The sequence below is a fragment of the Thalassobacter sp. HA4-2 genome (assembly GCF_055693705.1).
The window spans coordinates 1,493,900-1,512,590 of record NZ_JBVFUK010000001.1 but is presented as its reverse complement, the minus strand read 5'-3'; the positions used below and the strand labels follow the sequence as shown (position 1 = coordinate 1,512,590).

Here is an 18,691-nt window from a genome sequence, read left to right as displayed (position 1 = left end):
GGCCATGACATTCCATTCCGACGAAACCGGCGCAGTAACCGTGGATTGGGTCATGATCACGGCCCTGGCCACAGGGCTCGCGCTGGCCACAGTCGCGGCGGTCGGCGTCACCATGCAGGACCATCTGGGCCGCATGACCGCAGAAATGGACGGTGACAAGATTTTCAAGACGGCGCTCATGGCCGAGTGGGTCTATCCCGACTACACAGGCCGCTACGCACAGTTCATGGAAACCCAAGCCGGGGTGCCCGATAGCGTGTTGCTGTTGTGGATGACGCAGGCGGCGACGGAGTTTGACAGTCACCTGACCAAGGACGACACCAAGATGGCGGAATGGCTGGACGATTACGCCGCCACCTTTGACGTTGCCACGGCGCGCGGTCTGACCCTGCCCGAGGGCAGCGCCAGCCCCCAAGCGTTGGATGAATTGTACCAGGAATGGTTGGCGCGGCAGTGATTTGACGTGCATCAAAGCGCGCGGCGCGACGGTGTGCCAAGTTCAGGGCACCCAAAGCAGGAGCCCCCATGACACGTGCCGCCCCCCTCGACGCCCCATCCCTCGACAGCACTGGCCAATTCCCCACCGTCAGTGCGGACCGGATCCGCGAAGCCTTCGAGACCGGCACCTACCCCTACGCCCGCAAAATGGCCGCCAAGGCCTATGAGGCCGAAAAGGCCCAGTTGCAGGCAGAGCTGTTGAAGGTCCAGCTGTGGGCACAAGAGACGGGCCAAAAATTCGTCATGCTGTTCGAGGGACGCGACGCCGCCGGCAAGGGCGGCACGATCAAGCGTTTCACCGAACACCTGAACCCGCGGGCCGCCCGGGTCGTGGCCCTGAACAAGCCCACGGATGCCGAACGGGGCCAGTGGTACTACCAGCGCTATGTCACCCACCTGCCCACGGCGGGTGAGATCGCTTTGTACGACCGCAGTTGGTATAACCGCGCGGGCGTCGAACGGGTGATGGGGTTCTGCACCCCTGCCGAATATCTCGAATTCATGCGCCAGACGCCGGAGTTCGAGCGGATGCTGACCCGCTCCGGCATTCGTCTGTATAAATACTGGTTCTCGGTGACCCGGAAAGAACAGGCCCGCCGCTTTGAAAGCCGCGCCCATGATCCGTTGAAACAATGGAAACTGTCGCCCATCGACAAGGCCTCCCTCGGCAAATGGGATGCCTACACCGAGGCGAAGGAAGCGATGTTCTTCTACACCGACACCGCAGACGCGCCTTGGACGATCATCAAGTCCAACGACAAGAAACGCGCGCGCCTGAACTGTATGAAACACTTTCTGGCCAGTCTGGACTACCCGGGCAAGGATGCCGCCATCGTGGGCGCGCCGGACCCGCTGATCGTGGGCCACGCCAGCCATGTGGTCCATGCCGCCGACACAGCTCTTTCAACGGGCCTGCGGTCTTGATCCCGTCTATTCGAGGCTTGCGATAAGGGTCGACAAAGTGTCGATTTTGCACTGGACGTGATACATGGAGTAAGTGTTGCCGCTTTCCTCGTAGGACGCTCGAGAGACCTGATAGTCCAACAAGGTGTCGTCAAGGCTGGAACGTTCCCGGTTTTCCGCCCATGTTGAGATCTCGGATGTGATCTTGTCCTTATCCTCGGTCGAGACGTTGCCGCAGGCCACGTAGTTGGGGTCATTGGGGTCTGTGGGGTTCAGCGTTCCATCCGTCACATTCACCGAGGTCAAAGTGAGGTTGATGTCGTTGGCCAAATCCTCCACCCCGTCGGAAACGACGCCCATCACGGCGAGCCCAAGGCCAACAAGGGCAGCGGTCAAAACGACCCAATCGACGGTGACCGCACCCTCGGTGCTGACGATAAACTCTCTGAACATGGCGCACCTTTCGGATCAACTCTTTTGTCACCGTGGTTAAAGGCGATTCTAGGCCAAAATATGGCGAGGCATTCTTAGGGATGTGAAAGCTTTTAACTTTTTTCAGATCACCCCTTGTTAATCAGATTAACATGCCCCATCTAGGTGATGTGAAAGACATTCACATACACACTCACAGGAGAGACCCATGAACACCCTTGCATCCACACCCGCCCCCCACTCCGCCCCGCGCATGGGCTGGTTCGCCCGCACCGAGGCGTGGTTGGACTCCTACGGCTCCGGCGCTTGGATCGCGGGCATGGTCGCCGGTTTCATCGTGTTTCCGCCGCTTGGGCTGGCCTTCGTGGCCTACATGACGATCAAGGGGAAATGGTCCATGTGGGGCGGTCGCCGCGCGACAAAGGCAGCCCCCTCGGCTTCGCCTCCAGCGGGAACAGCGCTTTTGACGCCTACCGCGCCGACATGCTGCGCCGCCTAGAAGACGAACAACACGCCTTTGAAGAGTTCATGCAGCGCCTGCGCGAGGCCAAGGACAAGGCCGAGTTTGACCAATTCATGGACGACCGTGCCAAATCCGCCGCCAAAGAGCGTGACGCCAAGGCAGACGCGGATCAAGACGCCTAATCCCTTTCCGGGGGGCTCGCAATTGCGGGCCCTCTGCCCCATATCCCCTCAAACAGCCCGAGGACGCGATGTACACCGACCGCCAGCCCCTCTCTGCCCTGCCCGACCCGGCCTTTCAGCCCGAGTTCTACGAGGGCACAGCCCTCAAACGCGCCGTCGCCTTTGTGCTGGACAGCGTTTTGATCACGGTGCTGACGGTGGGGTTTTGCATCATGACCTTTGGCATCGGGTTCTTTTTGTTCGTGCCGGTGTTCTTCACGGTCTCGCTGGTCTACCGGATCGCGACGATTGCGGCGGGTTCGGCCACCTTTGGCATGCGCGCCGTAGGGGTGGAGCTGCGCAACGCCCAAGGCCACCGCTTCGACGGTGCCCAAGCGGCGCTGCATACGATCCTGTACCTTGTGTCCGTGGCGTTCTTCCTGCCCATGATCGCCTCTTGGGCGCTGATGATCTTTGGCGGGCGGGGTCAGGGGCTGCATGATCTGGTTATGGGATCGGCTGCGATTAACCGACCCCGATAACGGGCGCACAAACCCTTTGAGGCCGGGGCAGAGCGGTGCTACGCTTTGCCCAAATCAGCTGTCTGGACCGTTATGCGCCACTCGCTTCCCCTTACGCCGCAGTTCTATGTGACCGCGCCGCAGCCCTGCCCCTACCTGGAGGGTCGCAAGGAACGCAAGCTGTTCACGGCCTTGCAAGGGGAGCACGCGGGCCAGTTGAACGACACGCTCAGCCAGCAAGGCTTTCGCCGCAGCCAGAACGTGCTGTATCGGCCGTCTTGTTCGGACTGCAACGCCTGCCTGTCCGCGCGGATCCGGGTGGCGGATTTCAAACCCACGCGCACGCAACGCAAGTGCAGCAACCGCAACGCGGACCTGCGCCGCGAAGCCATGAGCCCCTGGGTCACCGAAGACCAGTACGAACTGTTCCGTACCTACCTCGACGCGCGCCACGCCGACGGCGGCATGGCGGATATGGATATCTTTGAATTCGCCGCGATGATCGAGGAAACCCCGATCCGCAGCCGCGTGGTGGAATACTGGTCCGACCCGTCCGAGGCGCGCAGCCAGCTGCAAGCGGTCTGCCTGACAGACGTGCTGGGCGATGGGCTGTCCATGGTCTATTCGTTCTACCATCCGGACCAGGCGGCCCGGTCCCTGGGCACGCATATCATTCTCGACCATATCCAGATCGCACGAGAGGCAGGCCTGCCCTATGTCTACCTGGGCTATTGGGTGCCCGGCTCGCCCAAGATGGGCTACAAGGCAAACTTCAGCGGGCTGGAGATCTACAAGAACGGCCAATGGCAGGATATCGGTTCGCCCGAGGATCACACGTCCGAAATGCACCCCCTGTCCGTGGACCCCATCGCAGAGCAGGTGGCCCAGATCACCCTGCCCGACGTCAGCCCGCGCACAGGTGCAAGGGGCGGGCCCATCCGCGAGGTCTGACCCAAAGGCGCGGCTGCGCCGCATTCCATGTTTTGGTGGCACCAGGGGGCACCGTCGGCGTGCCCTCTCAACAGGTGCGCGCGTCATTGCCCGGGCACACCCGCGCAAGGGGCACCAGCCAGAAAAGCAAAGGCGTCCCCATGGGGACGCCTTTTCAATTTAGTTGTGGGGCAGAAGGTCGGGGATGATACTGACCACACCGGGGAACATGAACAGCAGGCCCAGACCGCACAACTGGATGATCACAAAGGGGATCACCCCGCGATAGATGTGGCCTGTCGTCACCTCCTTGGGCGCAACGCCGCGCAGGTAGAACAGCGCGAACCCGAAGGGCGGCGTCAGGAAGCTGGTTTGCAGGTTCACCGCGATCATGATCGTCACCCATTTGGGGTCCATCGTGCCGCCATAGATCACGGGGCCCACGATGGGGATCACGATGTAGATGATCTCCAGAAAATCCAGCACGAAGCCCAGGATGAACAGCACCAGCATCACGATCAGGAACACCTTCAACTCGTTGTCGAAGCTGCGCAGGAAATCCTGGATGTAGTGCTCGCCCCCGAAAGAAATCACCACGAGGTTCAGCAGTTGCGACCCGATCAGGATTGTGAACACCATGGAGGTGACCTTGGCCGTCTCGCGCACCACCGGCGTCAGCACACCCGTGCGGAACAGGACCCAGCAGGCGAACAGCAGGCCCAGGAAGGCACCGTGGTAGGCGGCTTGGGCGATGACGCGGGCGACCGTGTCCGCAAAGGTGGTGGAGCTGATGCCCACCCGCAGGTCAAAGTTGATGCCGAACAGGATCATCACCACGATGGCAAAGCTGGCCATCAGGATCAGTTTGGCCGGGCCATCCTCTTCCTTCAGCTTGCGGTAGGCGGCCAGCATGATCGCCCCCCCGGCCCCAAGGGCGGCGGCGGGTGTCGGGTTGGTGATGCCGCCAAGGATGGACCCCAGCACCGCCACGATCAGGACCAGCGGCGGAAAGACCACGCGCAGCAAGTCGTTCTGGGCCAACCGCCCAAAGGCGTGCCAGCATCCATAGCCCACCAGCGCCATGGGGATCGCCATCAGCACAAACGTGGAGCCGGAGGAGGTCAGCGGCCCGATAAGTGCGATGTCCAGCACGAAGGCCAGCGCAACACCCAGCCCCCCACGATCAGGGGCCGTGCATCGGCCAAGGGGTTGATCCCCCGCGCCGTGGTCAGGACCAAGGCCAGCCCGATGAACAGCACGGCAATGCCGGTGCCAATGGGGGCCGCCTCCGTGACGGCCTGGGCCTTGAGGGCGACGATCTCGTCCTCAGTCAACTCGCGGGCCAGTTCCGCCCCGCCGGCGGCGTCGATCTCCGCCTGCTCGGCCACGGCTTGGTCCCATGCGTCTTGGCCGTGGCGTTCGATCATGGCCGCCTGACACTGGGGCGAGACGTTGGTGCGCAGGGATGCGGTTTCACCGGCCTGGCTGAACGAACCGACGTTGATGGTTTGCGACCCGATCAGGCCCACCTGACCCAGCAAAACCGCTCCGATGATCAGCGCCACGGGCGCGCCTAGGAACCATGTGTAGGCGTCGCCCTTGGTGATCACGGAGCCGCCATCATCGTCAAATTGTACCGGCGGGGCCTTGGACGGGTTCAGCAGGGCAAAGCCAAAGGCATAGGCCCCATAGAGGAACGCCAGCAGGATACCGGGCAACAGGGCCGCTTGGAACAGGGTGCCCACGGAGACCACAGCCGGTTCGCCCAGATAGGTCAACGCATCCGAACAGCCCAAGGTCTGGGCAGTCTTTTCTTGAGCGGTGGAATACAAATCCCCCGCCAGCGTGCCCAGCAGAACGATCACGATGGAGGGCGGGATGATCTGCCCCAAGGTGCCAGAGGCGGCGATCACCCCTGTAGACAGCTCCGGCGAATAGCCGTTGCGCAACATGGTGGGCAGGGCCAGCAGACCCATGGTCACAACGGTCGCCCCCACGATACCCGTAGAGGCCGCGAGAAAGGCCCCCACGATCACGATGGACACGGCCAGACCGCCCGGCAGAGGGCCGAACACGCGCGCCATCGTGGTCAGCAGGTCGTTTGCAATCTTGGAGCGTTCCAGAGTGATGCCCATCATCACGAACATCAGCACTGCCAGCAACGTCTCGATCGAGGCACCCGCAATCACCTTTTCATTCATCCGGTTCACGATGAACGACAGGTTACGGTCCATGGCGGTTTCCCATCCCGCGGGGAACAGCGCCTCTTCGACCCGGGGCAATTCGGGGTAGCGGAAGATGCTGATGGCCTCGCGCGCCGTGCCCTCGGCGATCAGGGCCGCATATTCCGCAGAGCCTGTGTCGATGGCCTGGTGGATCAACAGGCCCGCGCTGTCCAGCGCAGCGATGATCCCGAAAGAGATCACGGCCGCCCCGCCAATGGCAAAGGCCACGGGGAACCCCGTCATGATGCCCGAGAACAGGCACAGGAACACGATGAGCAGGCCGACCTCGACCCCATCCATACCGAAAATCATTGCATCGTCCCCTTAGTGAATTTCTGCCACCTTCTCGGCGAGGTCATCACCGAGGGGGTCTTTGTCGAGATACTTTCCGGCGGAGGCCTCGCCTTCGCGGAATTCGAGGTAGGAGCGCCAGAAGAAGGTCATCGCCTGCAACCACACCAGCACGCAGAAGCACACGATCAGGATCTTAAACAGGAAGTAGGCGTCAAATCCGTTGGGGCTGAACCCGATGGTTTCCACGTTCCAACGCAGGGCGCGGGACTTGGCCATCAGCCGGTCCAGACTGTCGGAGGCGGAGGGCTTGGGCGTGATCAGGTGCCGCCACATGAAATACCAAGCGTACATGTAGGTCAGGGTGATCGCAGGCATCATGAACAGGATGCTGCCCACCATGTCGATGATCCGCTTGGTGCGGTGCTTGACCCCGCCATAGACCAGATCCACACGCACATGGCCGCCCTGCACAAAGGTGTAGCCTACGCACAGGCAGACGATCATGGCGTTGTAGAGCTTCAGCTCTTCGGAATACCACGACAGGTCGCGGGTGAAGACGGTGCCAAAGGGGCCGACAGAGATCTCGGAGACACGGAAGATTCGCTGCAGGAACACGATCAGGATCTGTTGCAGCACCATGAGCAGGCCCGCCCAGGCGGCGATACGGCCAATGGTGTTGGTGATCCCCTCGCACCCGCGCACCATGTTCCAAAGGAACTGGCGCTTCCACATGCCGATGCCCGTGACCAAAAGGAAGGCTGTGAAGACCACAAAGAAGAACTCGACCGAACCACCGTAGTAGACGAAGCGCATCAGCGCCTCTTTCTGGGACCAGTCCAGCCAAGCGGCGGGGTTCGTGATGGCGGTGAAAAAGTTGACGAAGGCCATACCGATATTGGTAACGACCCATAGCAGCGCGTCGAGCATCGCAGCATCCCCCTAAATAGTCAGGCCACACGCATGCCTGTTCCGGCATGTCTGTGTGCGGCATACCCGCCCCCAAGGCGCGAATGGCGCAGGGGCGGGCTGTGATCGTAGGGCGGGATTTATCCCGCCACCCCCGACAGGAGCTGTGGGACAAGTCCCACCCTACCGGGTCGTTATCCCAGAACGCGGTCGCGTTGGGCGCGGTAGGTGCCCTCGGCCGCTTCGATCCAGCTGGAGGACGCCGCCATGGAGGACATCACGCTGTCATGGACGCGCTTGTAGATGTCATCGCCCATGTTCTCTTCGTGCACCTCTTTGGAGGCTTGGCCGAAGGCATCCCAGACGCTGTCGGGGAAGGTGCGGACCTGCACGCCGGACGACTGCAGACGTTGCAGCGCGGTGCCGTTGTTGGCGAGGAATTGCGCCAGGTTCCACTGGTGCGCTTCGGCGGATGCGATCTCGATGACCTTCTGGTGCGCAGGCGACAGGCCTTCAAACACGTCCCGGTTGGTGGCCACGGAAAGACCCGCGCCCGGCTCGTGGAAGCCTGCGGTGTAGTAGGTCTTGGTGATCTCTTGGAAACCGGCTTTCTCGTCGGCCCACGGACCGATCCACTCGGTGCCGTCGATGGCACCGGAGGCCAGCGCCTGGTACACTTCGGAGCCGGGCAGGTTCTGCACCGATGCGCCCAGTTTGCCCAGGGCTTTGCCGCCCAGACCGGGCATACGGAATTTCAGACCGTTGAAGTCCTCGGGGCCGTTGATTTCCTGACGATACCAGCCGCCGGCTTGTGCGCCGGTGTTGCCGCCAAGGAAGGATTTCAGACCAAAGATCTGACCCAGCTCGTCATGCAGGGCCATGCCCTCGCCGTGGTAGTACCAGTTGGCCAGTTCCTGCGCGGTCATGCCGAAGGGCACAGCGGTGAAGAAGGCGTATGCGGGGTGCTGACCCACAAAGTAGTAGTCGGCCCCGTGGTACATATCGGCCTGGCCAGAGGTGACAGCGTCGAAGACCTCGAACGCGCCGACCAGCTCGCCTGCGGCTTTCAGGTCGATGGTCAGGTCACCATCGGTCATGGCGGTGATGCTGTCGGCCACGCGCTGCGCGCTGTCATGCACACCGGCAAGGCCGCGGCCCCAGGTGGTGACCATGGTCAGGGTGCGCTTGCCTTGTGCATAGGCGGGGGCTGCAAGGGTTGCAGCGGCGGCGGCAGAGCCACCGAGTGCGGACGTTTTCAGAAACGAACGACGGTCCATAAGAAATCCTCCCAATAGGATATAGGCCACGCCCCCCTCGGGACGTGGTGTGGCGCGACGCTACCCCCCGGGTTGCGGGGATGGAATACCCGAAAACCCGTAGAGAGGGGTCTTTGTGGAAAATTCTTGGCCTCGGCTGCAAATTTTCTTAAGCCGGGGGCAGACCATTGGACAGATCATGCCCCTGACCCGCCTGAAACCGCGCCTGACCTATGGGCAAAAGCTGTTCGCCCTGGCGACCCTGCCCCTGATCCTTGCGGCCAGCGCGATCGCCGTCTTGGTCACGGAGCAATCCAGCCGCATGGCCGAGCAGGAGATCGCAAGTCTGGAGCGGACCCTGATCGAGACCAAGAAAGAGGAGTTGAAGAACTACCTCAGCCTTGCGCGCACGGCCTTTGTCACGATCTATGGCAACGCCGCCCCTGATGACGCGCTGGCCAAACTGCGGGTGACGCAGATCCTGTCCGCCATGATCTATGGTCAGGACGGTTTTTTCTTTGTTTATGAATATGATGGCGACAATCTGGTGTCCCCGCGCCAGACCTCTTTGATCGGGCGCAACTGGGCGGGTATGACGGATGTGAACGGTGTGCCGGTCACCGATGAATTGATCGCGCGCGCCCGGTCCGGGGGGGCTATCACACCTATGCGTGGGAAAAGCCTTCGACCGGCGAGACGGCGACGATGATCACCTATGTCATCGGCCTGCAGGACTGGCGGTGGGCCATTGGCACGGGGGTTTTTATCGACGATGTGCTGGCCTCGGTCGCCAGTGCCCGGGCCGAGACCGAAGCCCGGGTGCAGCGCACCTTCCTGTCTATCGGGATCATCACGGGAGCGGCCCTGCTGCTGGTGTTCGTGTCCGGTCTGGTGATCAACGTGCGTGAGCGGCGGCTGGCGGATGCCAAGTTGAAGGCGCTGACACAGCGCGTGTTCGACACCCAAGAGGAAGAGCGCGGTCGTGTCGCCCGCGAGTTGCACGATTCGATCAGCCAGATTCTGGTCGGGATCCGGTACAAGCTGGAGCTGGCCAAACGGTTCGCCGCCAAGGGCGATGCGCGCGCAGCCGATGCCGTGGACGAAAGCATCGGCGGGCTGCAAGAGGCCATCGGCGAGGTGCGCCGGATCAGCCGCGACCTGCGCCCCGGCGTTTTGGACGATCTGGGGCTGGGTCCGGCCCTCAAGGCGCTTGCCGAGGACTTCCAGCGCCGCACGGGCGTGTCGGTGGCCTTTCATACGGTCGTCTTCCGCAACCGTCTGGACATCGAGGCCAAGACCAGCCTCTACCGCATTGCCCAAGAGGCCCTGACCAACATCGAACGCCACGCAGAGGCCTCCCACGTGGAGATCCGCCTGTTCGGCCACCGCAATGGCGCCACCCTGCGCGTGGCCGATGATGGCCGGGGACTGAACCACACACGCCACCGCATTGGACTTGGCCTGCGCAACATGGCAGAGCGGGTGGAACAGCTGGACGGCACCTTGCGTGTCAGCACCCCGCCCGCGGGCGGCACCGTGATCGAGGCCGATGTCCCCCTAACCCACCTTTTGACCCCGGACGCCCGCGACGGCCAAGCCAACAGCCTGCCACAAGGAACTGCCCTATGACCCAAACGATCCGAGTCGTCATCGTGGACGATCACCCCATGGTGGCCGATGGCATCCGCGCCATTCTGGAAACCTATGACGATATTGACGTGGTCGGCACCCTCAGCAACGGGCAAGAGATCATCAACCAGGCGCAAACGCTGGCCCCCGATGTGATCCTGCTCGACCTGAATATGCCGCAGGTGAACGGGTTGTCGGCCACAGAAATCTTGCTGGAACAGAACCCGGATCTGAATGTCCTGATCCTGTCCATGCATGACACGCCCGAGTACATCAACACCGCCCTGTCCCACGGGGCAAAGGGCTATATCCTGAAGGACGTGCCCACCGAGGAAATCCGCCGTGCCATCGACATGGTGCTGGCAGGCGAGCAGTACCTGTGCCCCGGGGCCGAAGGGTCTTTGGCCCCGTCGGAGGGGGCCGAACAGCTCACTTCGCGGGAACAGACGATCCTGCTGCAACTGGCCCAAGGCAAGTCGAACAAGGACGTGGCGGGGGCCTTGGACATTTCCGTGCGCACCGTGGAAACCCACCGCAAGAACATCAAGCGCAAGTTGGGGATCTCCAGCACTGCCGGGCTGACCCGCTACGCCATGGAACACGGCGTCCTTCAGGGCACAGGCGCGCTGCTGTCAAGATGAGCGGCTGCGCCGCACGCGATGCCTTGTAGGCGCTTTGCACCACCATAGATGACTAATCAGGTGTCAGCGCCCTTTGAACAGGCCCCCCAAGACGCCGCGCACGAGGTTGCGCCCTGCCCGTGATCCCAATTGGCGCGCCATGGACTTCATAAAGACCTGGCCCACGCTGTCGCTGCGGGATTTGCGTTTGGCGGTGCTGCGGGCGACCTTGGCACCGGAATAGCGGCGCGCGGCACGAAATTCCCGTTCCATGGGCGGGGCCTCCGCTTCGGCTTCCTCTGCCTCTTGCGCCTGAGCCGCCGCCTGTTCGGCGCGGCGCTGCAGGATTTCAAAGGCGCTGTCGCGGTCGACCTGCGCCTCATATTTGCCCGCCACGGGGGAGGCCGCGATGATACCTGCCCGTTCACTGGCGGTGATCGGCCCCAGTTGCGAGGACGGCGGGCGGATCAGTGTGCGTTCGGCTACCCCGGGGATGCCCTTGGCCTCCAGCAAGGAGGTCACAGCCTCGCCCACGCCGACCTCTCGGATCGCGTCCTCGGTGTCAAAGCGGGGGTTTTCGCGATAGTTCTGGGCCGCCCGGCGCAGGGCCTGTTGATCCTTGGCCGTGAAGGCGCGCAGGGCGTGCTGGACGCGGTTGCCTAACTGCCCAAGGATATCTTCGGGCACGTCTTCGGGGTTCTGGGTGACGAAATAGACGCCGACCCCCTTGGACCGGATCAGACGGGCGACCTGTTCGACCTTGTCCACCAAGGCCTTGGGGGCGTCGTCGAACAGCAGGTGCGCCTCGTCAAAGAAGAAGACCAGCTTGGGTTTGTCCGGATCGCCCACCTCGGGCAGGGTTTCGAAAAGTTCTGACAGAAGCCACAGCAGGAACGTCGCGTACAGGCGCGGGGATTGCATCAGCCGCGCGCCCGCAAGGATCGAGATGCGGCCGCGGCCATCGGCGTCCGTGCGCAGGATATCGGACAGGTCCAGGGCCGGTTCCCCGAACAGCCGATCGCCGCCCTGCCCTTCAAGGACCAGAAGGCGGCGCTGGATGGCGCCCACGCTGGCGGTGGAAATGTTGCCGTAGCGCAGGCCAAGTTCCGCCCGCTGTTGGCCTACAAAGACCAGCAACGCTTGCAGGTCCTTAAGGTCCAGCAGGGCCATGCCCTCTTCATCGGCGAGGCGGAAGGCGATGTTCAGCACGCCCTCCTGCGCCTCGGACAGCTCTAGCAAGCGGGCGATCAGCAACGGCCCCATGTCCGACACGGTGGTGCGCACCGGGTGCCCTTCGGTACCGAACAGGTCCCAGAAGGTCACGGGAAAGGCGCTGTAGGCATAGTCGGTGAGGCCGATGGTGGCCGCGCGGTCGGTGAAGGGCTTGTGCAGTTTGAAATCCGGCGAACCCGCCTTGGCCAGCCCGGCGAGGTCGCCTTTGACATCGGCCATGAAAACAGGCACGCCCTGGGATGAAAAGCTTTCGGCCAAGATCTGCAGCGTGACGGTTTTGCCCGTACCCGTGGCTCCGGCGATCAAGCCATGGCGGTTGGCGTATTTCAGCAGCATGGTTTGCGCATCGCCATAGCCCGCGCCGCCGCCCCCGACAAAAATGCTGTCACTGCCCATCACCGAACTCCTACGTGTTTGCGTCTTGTTAACCTTTGTCTGTCATAGATGAGGTTGTCTACGCGAAACCAGATGGTGACGGTGTCAGACATTCCTCCCTGTCGACTGGCCGTGCCCTTGTGGCACGGCTTTTTTTGTCGCCGGAGCGTCCTTCACCGATAGTTCTGTTTTTCCGAAATTGGCCTGTTGACGCCTGCAACCGAACGTCATAGCGTTTCGGTAATGAATGTCGGCCAGTCCGACAGGGAGAGAAAAACAAACTGAAAAAGGGCCTGCTCACGGGCCCTTTTTTGCGTTTGGTCTCAGGGCTTGGCGGATGTGGCAAAGGTTTGCCGATCAGCGATGATTTGGCCCTGACAGCCCTGATGCTGCATGATATCCACCCCATGACTTTAGACGAAGGATTTATCCACGATGCGCAATCGCCTTGCCATTCTCGCCGCTGCTGTTCTGACCACCTTGGCTGTTCCGGCCACAGCGCAAGAGGCCACCGACGACACCGCCGCGACACCGGGGGCGGATTTGCCTCTGGGCCAACCCACTGGCCCACAAGTGGGGGACTTGTACGTCAAAGAGAACCACGGCGACTTTCAGGTGCGCTGCATCGTGACGCCCGAGGATCAACCCGATCCCTGCCAGCTGTTCCAGCGCTTGAACGATGCGGACGGCAATCCCACGGCGGACATCAACTTTTTCTCCGTGCCCGGTGGCGGACAGGTGGCGGGGGGTGCGACGGTCGTCACGCCGTTGCTGACCCTGTTGACCGCAAATGTGCGTGTCAGTGTGGATGGCGGGAACGAGCGGATCTACCCGTTTTCACACTGTGACCAGCAAGGCTGTTATAGCCGCATGGGCTTTACCGCCGAAGAGATGGCGCAGTTTCGGGCAGGCGCGGCCGGCCTGATCAAGGTGCGTCCTGTGGCGGCACCGGAAACAGACGTAGAGCTGACGTTGTCGCTGTCCGGTTTCACCGCCGGTATGCAGGCGATCACGCCCGCTGAGTAGAACAAAGTCATCTGCGACACGACGGGCCCTGTGGGGCCCGTTTTGCGTTCAGACCTTGGACAGGGCCAGCACGGCGTTCATGCCGCCAAAGGCAAAAGCGTTGGACAGGACGACATCGACCTGTGCATCCCGCGCTTCGTTCGGCACCACGTCCAAGGCACACTCCGGGTCCGCCTCGTCGTAGTTGATGGTGGGCGCGATCACGCCCTCGCGCAGGGCCATGATGCAGGCCAAAAGCTCTACCGCGCCGGTGCCGCCGATCAGGTGGCCGTGCATGGATTTCGTCGAACTGATCATCACCCGATCCGCATGGGCCCCAAGCGCGCCTGCCACGGCGGCACATTCCGTCTTGTCATTGGCCGCCGTGCCCGTGCCATGGGCGTTGATATACCCAACCTGACCAGGGTTGATCCGCGCATCCTGCATGGCCCCAAGGATGGCCCGTTCCGCCCCCTGTTTGGAGGGCATCACGATGTCGGACGCGTCGGAGGTCATGGCAGTCCCGATCACCTCGGCCAAAATCTCCGCCCCGCGGGCGCGGGCGTGATCGTAGTCTTCGAACACAAAGACCCCCGCCCCCTCGCCCTGCACCATGCCGTTGCGGTTGGCGCTGAAGGGGCGGCAAGCGTCCTTTGACATCACACGCAACCCCTCCCACGCTTTGACCCCGCCAAAGCACAACATGGATTCCGACCCGCCCGTCACCATCACCTTGGAGATGCCAGAGCGCACGAAGTGAAACGCCTGCCCCATCGCGTGGTTGGAGGAGGCACAGGCGGTGGCCACGGTAAAGGACGGCCCCTTGAGGTTGAATTCCATCGAGATGTGGCTGGCGGCAGCGTTGTTCATCAGTTTGGGCACCACAAAGGGATGGACGCGGTTTTTGCCCTCTTCATACACGGCGCGGTAGTTGTCGTCCTGGGTCGTGAGCCCCCCGCCCGATGTGCCAAGGATCACGCCACATTGCGCCGACAGATCCCCCGTAAACGTCAGGCCGGATTGCGCGATGGCCTCGCGCGCGGCCAGCAAGGCAAACTGGGTGTAGCGGTCGTAAAGCGCGATCTGCTGCCGATTGAAATGGGCCGCGTCGTCATAGCCCTGCACCTGCCCGCCGATCTTGATCGACAAGCGGTCCACGTCACGGATGTCCAAGGGGCCGATGCCGCAGCGCCCGGCCTTCATCGCCTCCCACGTGGCGGGCACATCCGCGCCCAAGGCGTTGATCGTGCCTGCCCCGGTGATGACGACGCGGTTCACCCTTTTTGATCCGCGATCAGTTTGTCCACCGCCGCCACGATGGCCGCGACCGACGAGATGTCGAAGTCGCTTTTCTCGGGCTCATTGGCGTTGAAGGGCACTTGGATATCGAAGGCCTCTTCGATGGCGAAGATGCTTTCGACCAACCCAAGGCTGTCGATGCCCAAATCCTCCAGCGTCGAGGTCAGGGCCACGTCCCCGGGTTCCAACAGGGCCTGCTCTGCGATGATCGCAATGACTTGGTCTTGGATGGTTTGTGTCATGGGCGGTTCACCTTCTGTTGGGCGGCGCATCACCGCCCCTTGCGCATCAGATAGGGTGTCTAGTCGTCTTTGAAAACGGCCTTTTTGAGGGCCGCCACCTGTTGCGCCAATCGAGGCAAGCGCCGTTGCGCTTTGTAGATTTCCACATGGGTGTCCATCTTGACTGCCGGATAGCCCAAGATCACGCGGCCCGCAGGCACATTGGTAAAGATCTTAGAGGCCCCGCCCGCCACAACATCGTCGCCCACGGTGATATTGTCGTTCACCCCGCATTGGCCCGCCATGACAACCCGGTTGCCAATGGTCGAACTGCCCGCCATGCCGACCTGACCGCAGATCAGGCAATCATCACCGACCTTGTTGTTGTGGCCGATGTGGACAAGATTATCGAGCTTGGTGCGGTGGCCGATGGTCGTATCGGCCACAGTGCCCCGGTCGATGCAGGCGTTGGCCCCGATCTCGACATCGTCTCCGATCTGCACCGCACCCAGCGAATGGATGCGGGTCCAGGATTGCGGCACGATCTCTCCCTGATCGCCAAGGGATTTGCGGGACCGCTCCACCCCGGATTCCTCGGGCGTGACAAAGCTGAAGCCATCGCCACCCACCACCGCCCCCGGTTGCGCGATGAACCGATCCCCGATCACGCAGCGCGCTCCGATGCGCACGCCTTGGCACAGCAGCGCATCGTCGCCAATCACCGCATCCTCGGCCACGCTTACGTGGGATGCGATACGGGCGTTCGCGCCAATGCGAGCGCGGGGCCCGATGTGGACGAAGGGACCGATGGCTGCCCCGGCCCCGACCTGCGCCGAAGGGTCAATCACCGCCGAAGCATGGATGCCCGGGGCAATCTCTGGCCCCGCATCCAGTGCCGATGTGATCCCCGCCATGGCGACACGGGCGCGCGGCACAAAGATCGCAGCCTCCAGGCCATGATCCTGCCACGCCGCCCCGGGCCATAAGACCGCCGCGCGTGCCCGCCCGTTCGCCAAGGCCGGACCGTAGGCGGGCGACATCGCCAGCGCCAGATCATCGGGTCCCGCGCGACCCGGTTCCGCCGCGCGTATGATGGTCAGGGACAGATCGCCCGCTGCCTCGGCGCCGAGGGACTTTGCGATTTCTGCGATGGTAAATGCCATGGTGACGTCTCCTTGTCCCCCGCTTAATCCACCGGCCCCGCCCTGAAAACCCCGACGCTGCGGCGCAACGCAAAAGGGCGGCACAAACGCGCCGCCCTCGTTACAAAGTGTGACAGGGATCAACTGTCCAGCGGACGCGGCCCGACCCCGGCTGCGCGCAGGGCCGACAGCATCGCAGCATCGCGCCCATAGACGTCATCGCGGTAGTTCACACGGCCCGTGGGCGTGACCCACGCGGACCAGTATACGAGGTGCACCCCGATGGGGTCATCCAGATAGACGTAAGTTTCCTGCCGTGTGCGCAGGGTCGCATCGAAGAAGCCCTTAGGGTCCGCCTCTTGCGGAGCCAACAGATGATGGGCCAGCTCGAACGGACGTTCCACCCGCACGCACCCGTGGCTGTAGGCGCGTACGTCCCGGCCAAACAGATTCTTGGCCGGCGTATCATGGAGGTAGATGTTCCACTGGTTGGGGAACATGAATTTGACCAACCCTAGGGCGTTGCTGGGCGACGGAGGCTGTTTCAGGTCAAACGGAAAAGTCCGTGCGGTATATTGGCTGAAGTCGATCCCGCTGCGACTGACCTCGCGCCCGCCCCGGAACAGACGCAGGTGGTTGGCGCCGCCCCGCTGCAAGGCAGGCAGGTATTCCTTGGTGGCGATCGACCGGGGCACGTGCCACGTGGGATTGATCACCATATATTCCATGGTGTCCGAGAACTCGGGCGTCCGGCGGTCGGCGGTGTTCTTGCCCACCACCACAACGGTGTCGAAGGTGACCTTGCCGTGGTCCACCACGTAGGCGTGGAATTCGGTCAGGTTCACAAGGATATGGCGATCCTCAAGGGGTTTGTTCATCCAACGCTGACGTTCCAGCCCGATCAGAATTTGGCCCAGACGATCCTCAAGCGAGACGTTGATCGCGCGGATGGTGGCGGCGTCTGCACTGCCCGTCGCCTCCAGACCGTGGTCAATCTGAAAGTCCCGCACCGCCGCCTCGACAGCGGCATCATAGCCGCGCACGGCGCTGCGTTTCATGTAACCCATGCGCACCAAACGGTTGCGCAACTGAACAGCGGCGTCTGACGTGGCACCGGGTTTGACGGAGGCCGCGCGGACCTCTTCGCCCCAGCCACCACGTTCGCGCAACGCCTCCAGGCGCAGCTTTTCACGCAAGAGCCGGACGTACATGGGCGATGTAGGCCAGAGCGCTTTGACCATCGCACGCGGGTTATCCCCATCGACGAAGTCTTGGAACATCTGCGCGGTGTCGGGTGTGGGTCGCTTCTTGTGGATCCCGGCAACCACGGCATCAGGATCCAGAAACCCCGAAGAAATATCCCGGGCATAGGCGAGGAACATCTCGGACATGCGCACCTCTAGCAAGCCGCGAGCGCGCGGGTCGGTGGCCGCGGCAAAGGCCGCGCGAATGTCGTCGGGATCGTAACGATCCGCAGGCAAACCGTGATCGGCAGCGGTGTCCAGCGCCCACAGGAAGGCCGCGCGCCGCTCGGCCGCGCCCTCGCCCATCCAGATCGGCTCGAAATTGCGACTGCGATAGAAGGCCGCCAGATCAGCGGTCTCTGACGCCTGCTCCGCCACCGCCTGCTTAAAGGCAGGTACCAATGCCGCCGAAGGGCTGGAGAGGGCCAGAAAAACAGCCGTGGCTGCGGTGAGCATGGTTTTCATATCAATCTCCCGTGTCAGGCCAAACCGTGGCATCGCACCCTGCCATCGGTCCATTCACAAAATCGTAAGCTGTCCGGTTTATCCACAGACATATCACCTGCCCCACGCGGTTCGCTAGGCAAATTTCTGCTTACCGCATACGGGGCTGCGCCTTGGGCACAAGTTGTCGCTTTGCGCAGAGTTTCATTTGTGTCATAAATCTCACACCGAAGGGTGGGACAGGCACAATATTAACCGGAACACCGGATGTTGTGGAATTGAAGGCGCGAGTGGACAGATGATGAATTTTACACGGCGAGGCCTCTTGGGGGCGTTTGCAGCTACGGCGGTTGTGGCAGCACCGACATACGGAAATGCAGCCGGGTTTTTGCGCGGATCGGGCGACATCCGTCGCTTTTTGGCAACAAACCCACGCACGGGCGAGAAAATCGACATGATCTATTGGGTTGAGGGCAAATATGTCCGTGACGCGCTCAAAGAGATCAATTGGTTCATGCGCGACTGGCGCCGGAACGAGGCGATTGCCATCGACAACCGCACAATCGATATCATGGCGGCCGTTCACCGTCTGGTGGACACCAGCGAACACTACACCTTGTTGTCCGGTTACCGGTCCCCTGCCACCAACAATGCGCTGCGGTCCCGGTCCGGTGGTGTGGCGCGCAAGTCGTTGCATATGGTCGGCAAAGCGGCCGATTTGCGGCTCAACAGCCGTTCGGTCAGCCAAGTGGCCAAGGCCGCGCAGGCCTGTTCTGCCGGTGGGGTTGGTCGCTACTACGGATCCAACTTCGTGCATATGGATTGCGGCCAAGTCCGCACGTGGCGCGGTTAAAGATCAACCTGAATAAGTTTATCAAAAGGCGCCCGCG

Annotated in this window: 17 protein-coding genes and 2 pseudogenes; 10 read left to right on the top strand and 9 right to left on the bottom strand. The window is 62.3% G+C overall.

Translation table 11 applies throughout. The features are described from left to right. Positions 1-4 precede the first annotated feature (4 nt). Positions 5-457, top strand: coding sequence for a hypothetical protein (locus ACZ1G0_RS07685; protein WP_472736404.1), 453 nt, complete (start codon positions 5-7; stop codon positions 455-457). Positions 458-525: 68 nt separating this feature from the next. Continuing rightward, positions 526-1,422, top strand: a complete 897-nt coding sequence (gene ppk2, locus ACZ1G0_RS07680; protein WP_472736403.1) for a polyphosphate kinase 2 — start codon at positions 526-528, stop codon at positions 1,420-1,422. Between the two features lie 6 nt (positions 1,423-1,428). Here the strand turns inward: ppk2 and ACZ1G0_RS07675 are convergent, their stop codons facing one another. Continuing rightward, positions 1,429-1,854, bottom strand: a complete 426-nt coding sequence (locus ACZ1G0_RS07675; protein ID WP_472736402.1) for a hypothetical protein — start codon at positions 1,852-1,854, stop codon at positions 1,429-1,431. A 187-nt stretch (positions 1,855-2,041) separates the two neighbouring features. On the opposite strand from ACZ1G0_RS07675, the gene ACZ1G0_RS07670 reads away from it, so the two are divergent. The 4 genes from ACZ1G0_RS07670 (at position 2,042) to ACZ1G0_RS07655 (ending at position 3,929) form a co-directional block, all read left to right on the top strand. Further along, positions 2,042-2,332: a DUF2852 domain-containing protein gene (locus ACZ1G0_RS07670; RefSeq protein ID WP_472736401.1), complete on the top strand. Its 291-nt coding sequence runs from the start codon at positions 2,042-2,044 to the stop codon at positions 2,330-2,332. Continuing rightward, positions 2,317-2,478: a DUF2852 domain-containing protein gene (locus ACZ1G0_RS07665; RefSeq protein WP_472736400.1), complete on the top strand. Its 162-nt coding sequence runs from the start codon at positions 2,317-2,319 to the stop codon at positions 2,476-2,478. Before ACZ1G0_RS07670 ends, ACZ1G0_RS07665 begins: the two co-directional genes overlap by 16 nt. 68 nt (positions 2,479-2,546) lie before the next feature. Further along, positions 2,547-2,999: an RDD family protein gene (locus ACZ1G0_RS07660; protein ID WP_472736399.1), complete on the top strand. Its 453-nt coding sequence runs from the start codon at positions 2,547-2,549 to the stop codon at positions 2,997-2,999. 72 nt (positions 3,000-3,071) lie between these two features. Then, on the top strand, positions 3,072-3,929 hold the full coding sequence (locus ACZ1G0_RS07655; protein ID WP_472736398.1) for an arginyltransferase: 858 nt from the start codon (positions 3,072-3,074) through the stop codon (positions 3,927-3,929). A 159-nt stretch (positions 3,930-4,088) separates the two neighbouring features. On the opposite strand, the pseudogene ACZ1G0_RS07650 reads toward ACZ1G0_RS07655, so the two are convergent. From ACZ1G0_RS07650 to ACZ1G0_RS07640, 3 genes and pseudogenes are all read right to left on the bottom strand, one after another. Then, positions 4,089-6,445, bottom strand: a pseudogene (locus ACZ1G0_RS07650) (TRAP transporter large permease). Between the two features lie 12 nt (positions 6,446-6,457). Further along, a complete protein-coding gene (locus tag ACZ1G0_RS07645) occupies positions 6,458-7,354 on the bottom strand; it encodes a TRAP transporter small permease subunit (RefSeq protein ID WP_472736397.1) in 897 nt (298 codons plus the stop codon). A 173-nt stretch (positions 7,355-7,527) separates the two neighbouring features. Beyond that, a complete protein-coding gene (locus ACZ1G0_RS07640; protein WP_472736396.1) occupies positions 7,528-8,610 on the bottom strand; it encodes a TRAP transporter substrate-binding protein in 1,083 nt (360 codons plus the stop codon). A gap of 178 nt (positions 8,611-8,788) precedes the next feature. Between ACZ1G0_RS07640 and ACZ1G0_RS07635 the strand changes: the two are divergent. Continuing rightward, a pseudogene (locus ACZ1G0_RS07635) lies at positions 8,789-10,218 on the top strand (cache domain-containing protein). Then, positions 10,215-10,859 carry a response regulator transcription factor gene (locus ACZ1G0_RS07630; protein ID WP_472736395.1) on the top strand — a complete coding sequence of 215 codons (645 nt, stop codon included), beginning with the start codon at positions 10,215-10,217 and terminating at the stop codon, positions 10,857-10,859. The pseudogene ACZ1G0_RS07635 and the gene ACZ1G0_RS07630 overlap by 4 nt, the downstream one beginning before the upstream one ends. A gap of 63 nt (positions 10,860-10,922) precedes the next feature. Here the strand turns inward: ACZ1G0_RS07630 and ACZ1G0_RS07625 are convergent, their stop codons facing one another. Next, on the bottom strand, positions 10,923-12,467 hold the full coding sequence (locus tag ACZ1G0_RS07625) for a helicase HerA-like domain-containing protein (protein ID WP_472736394.1): 1,545 nt from the start codon (positions 12,465-12,467) through the stop codon (positions 10,923-10,925). Between the two features lie 414 nt (positions 12,468-12,881). On the opposite strand from ACZ1G0_RS07625, the gene ACZ1G0_RS07620 reads away from it, so the two are divergent. Further along, the gene (locus tag ACZ1G0_RS07620; protein WP_472736393.1) at positions 12,882-13,472 is read left to right on the top strand and encodes an invasion associated locus B family protein; all 591 of its coding nucleotides are present in this window, start codon (positions 12,882-12,884) and stop codon (positions 13,470-13,472) included. A gap of 48 nt (positions 13,473-13,520) precedes the next feature. On the opposite strand, the gene ACZ1G0_RS07615 is transcribed toward ACZ1G0_RS07620, so the two are convergent. The 4 genes from ACZ1G0_RS07615 to ACZ1G0_RS07600 form a co-directional block, all read right to left on the bottom strand. Continuing rightward, on the bottom strand, positions 13,521-14,729 hold the full coding sequence (locus ACZ1G0_RS07615; protein ID WP_472736392.1) for a beta-ketoacyl-[acyl-carrier-protein] synthase family protein: 1,209 nt from the start codon (positions 14,727-14,729) through the stop codon (positions 13,521-13,523). After that, positions 14,726-14,992, bottom strand: coding sequence for an acyl carrier protein (locus ACZ1G0_RS07610; RefSeq protein WP_472736391.1), 267 nt, complete (start codon positions 14,990-14,992; stop codon positions 14,726-14,728). Before ACZ1G0_RS07610 ends, ACZ1G0_RS07615 begins: the two co-directional genes overlap by 4 nt. Before the next feature lie 59 nt (positions 14,993-15,051). Further along, the gene (lpxD, locus tag ACZ1G0_RS07605) at positions 15,052-16,134 is read right to left on the bottom strand and encodes a UDP-3-O-(3-hydroxymyristoyl)glucosamine N-acyltransferase (RefSeq protein WP_472736390.1); all 1,083 of its coding nucleotides are present in this window, start codon (positions 16,132-16,134) and stop codon (positions 15,052-15,054) included. Positions 16,135-16,253: 119 nt separating this feature from the next. Then, entirely contained in the window at positions 16,254-17,822 is a 1,569-nt protein-coding gene (locus tag ACZ1G0_RS07600) for a L,D-transpeptidase family protein (RefSeq protein WP_472736389.1), read from the bottom strand. A 277-nt stretch (positions 17,823-18,099) separates the two neighbouring features. On the opposite strand from ACZ1G0_RS07600, the gene mepK reads away from it, so the two are divergent. Continuing rightward, positions 18,100-18,654: a peptidoglycan L,D-endopeptidase MepK gene (gene mepK, locus ACZ1G0_RS07595; RefSeq protein WP_472736388.1), complete on the top strand. Its 555-nt coding sequence runs from the start codon at positions 18,100-18,102 to the stop codon at positions 18,652-18,654. The last annotated feature ends 37 nt before the right edge of the window (positions 18,655-18,691 follow it).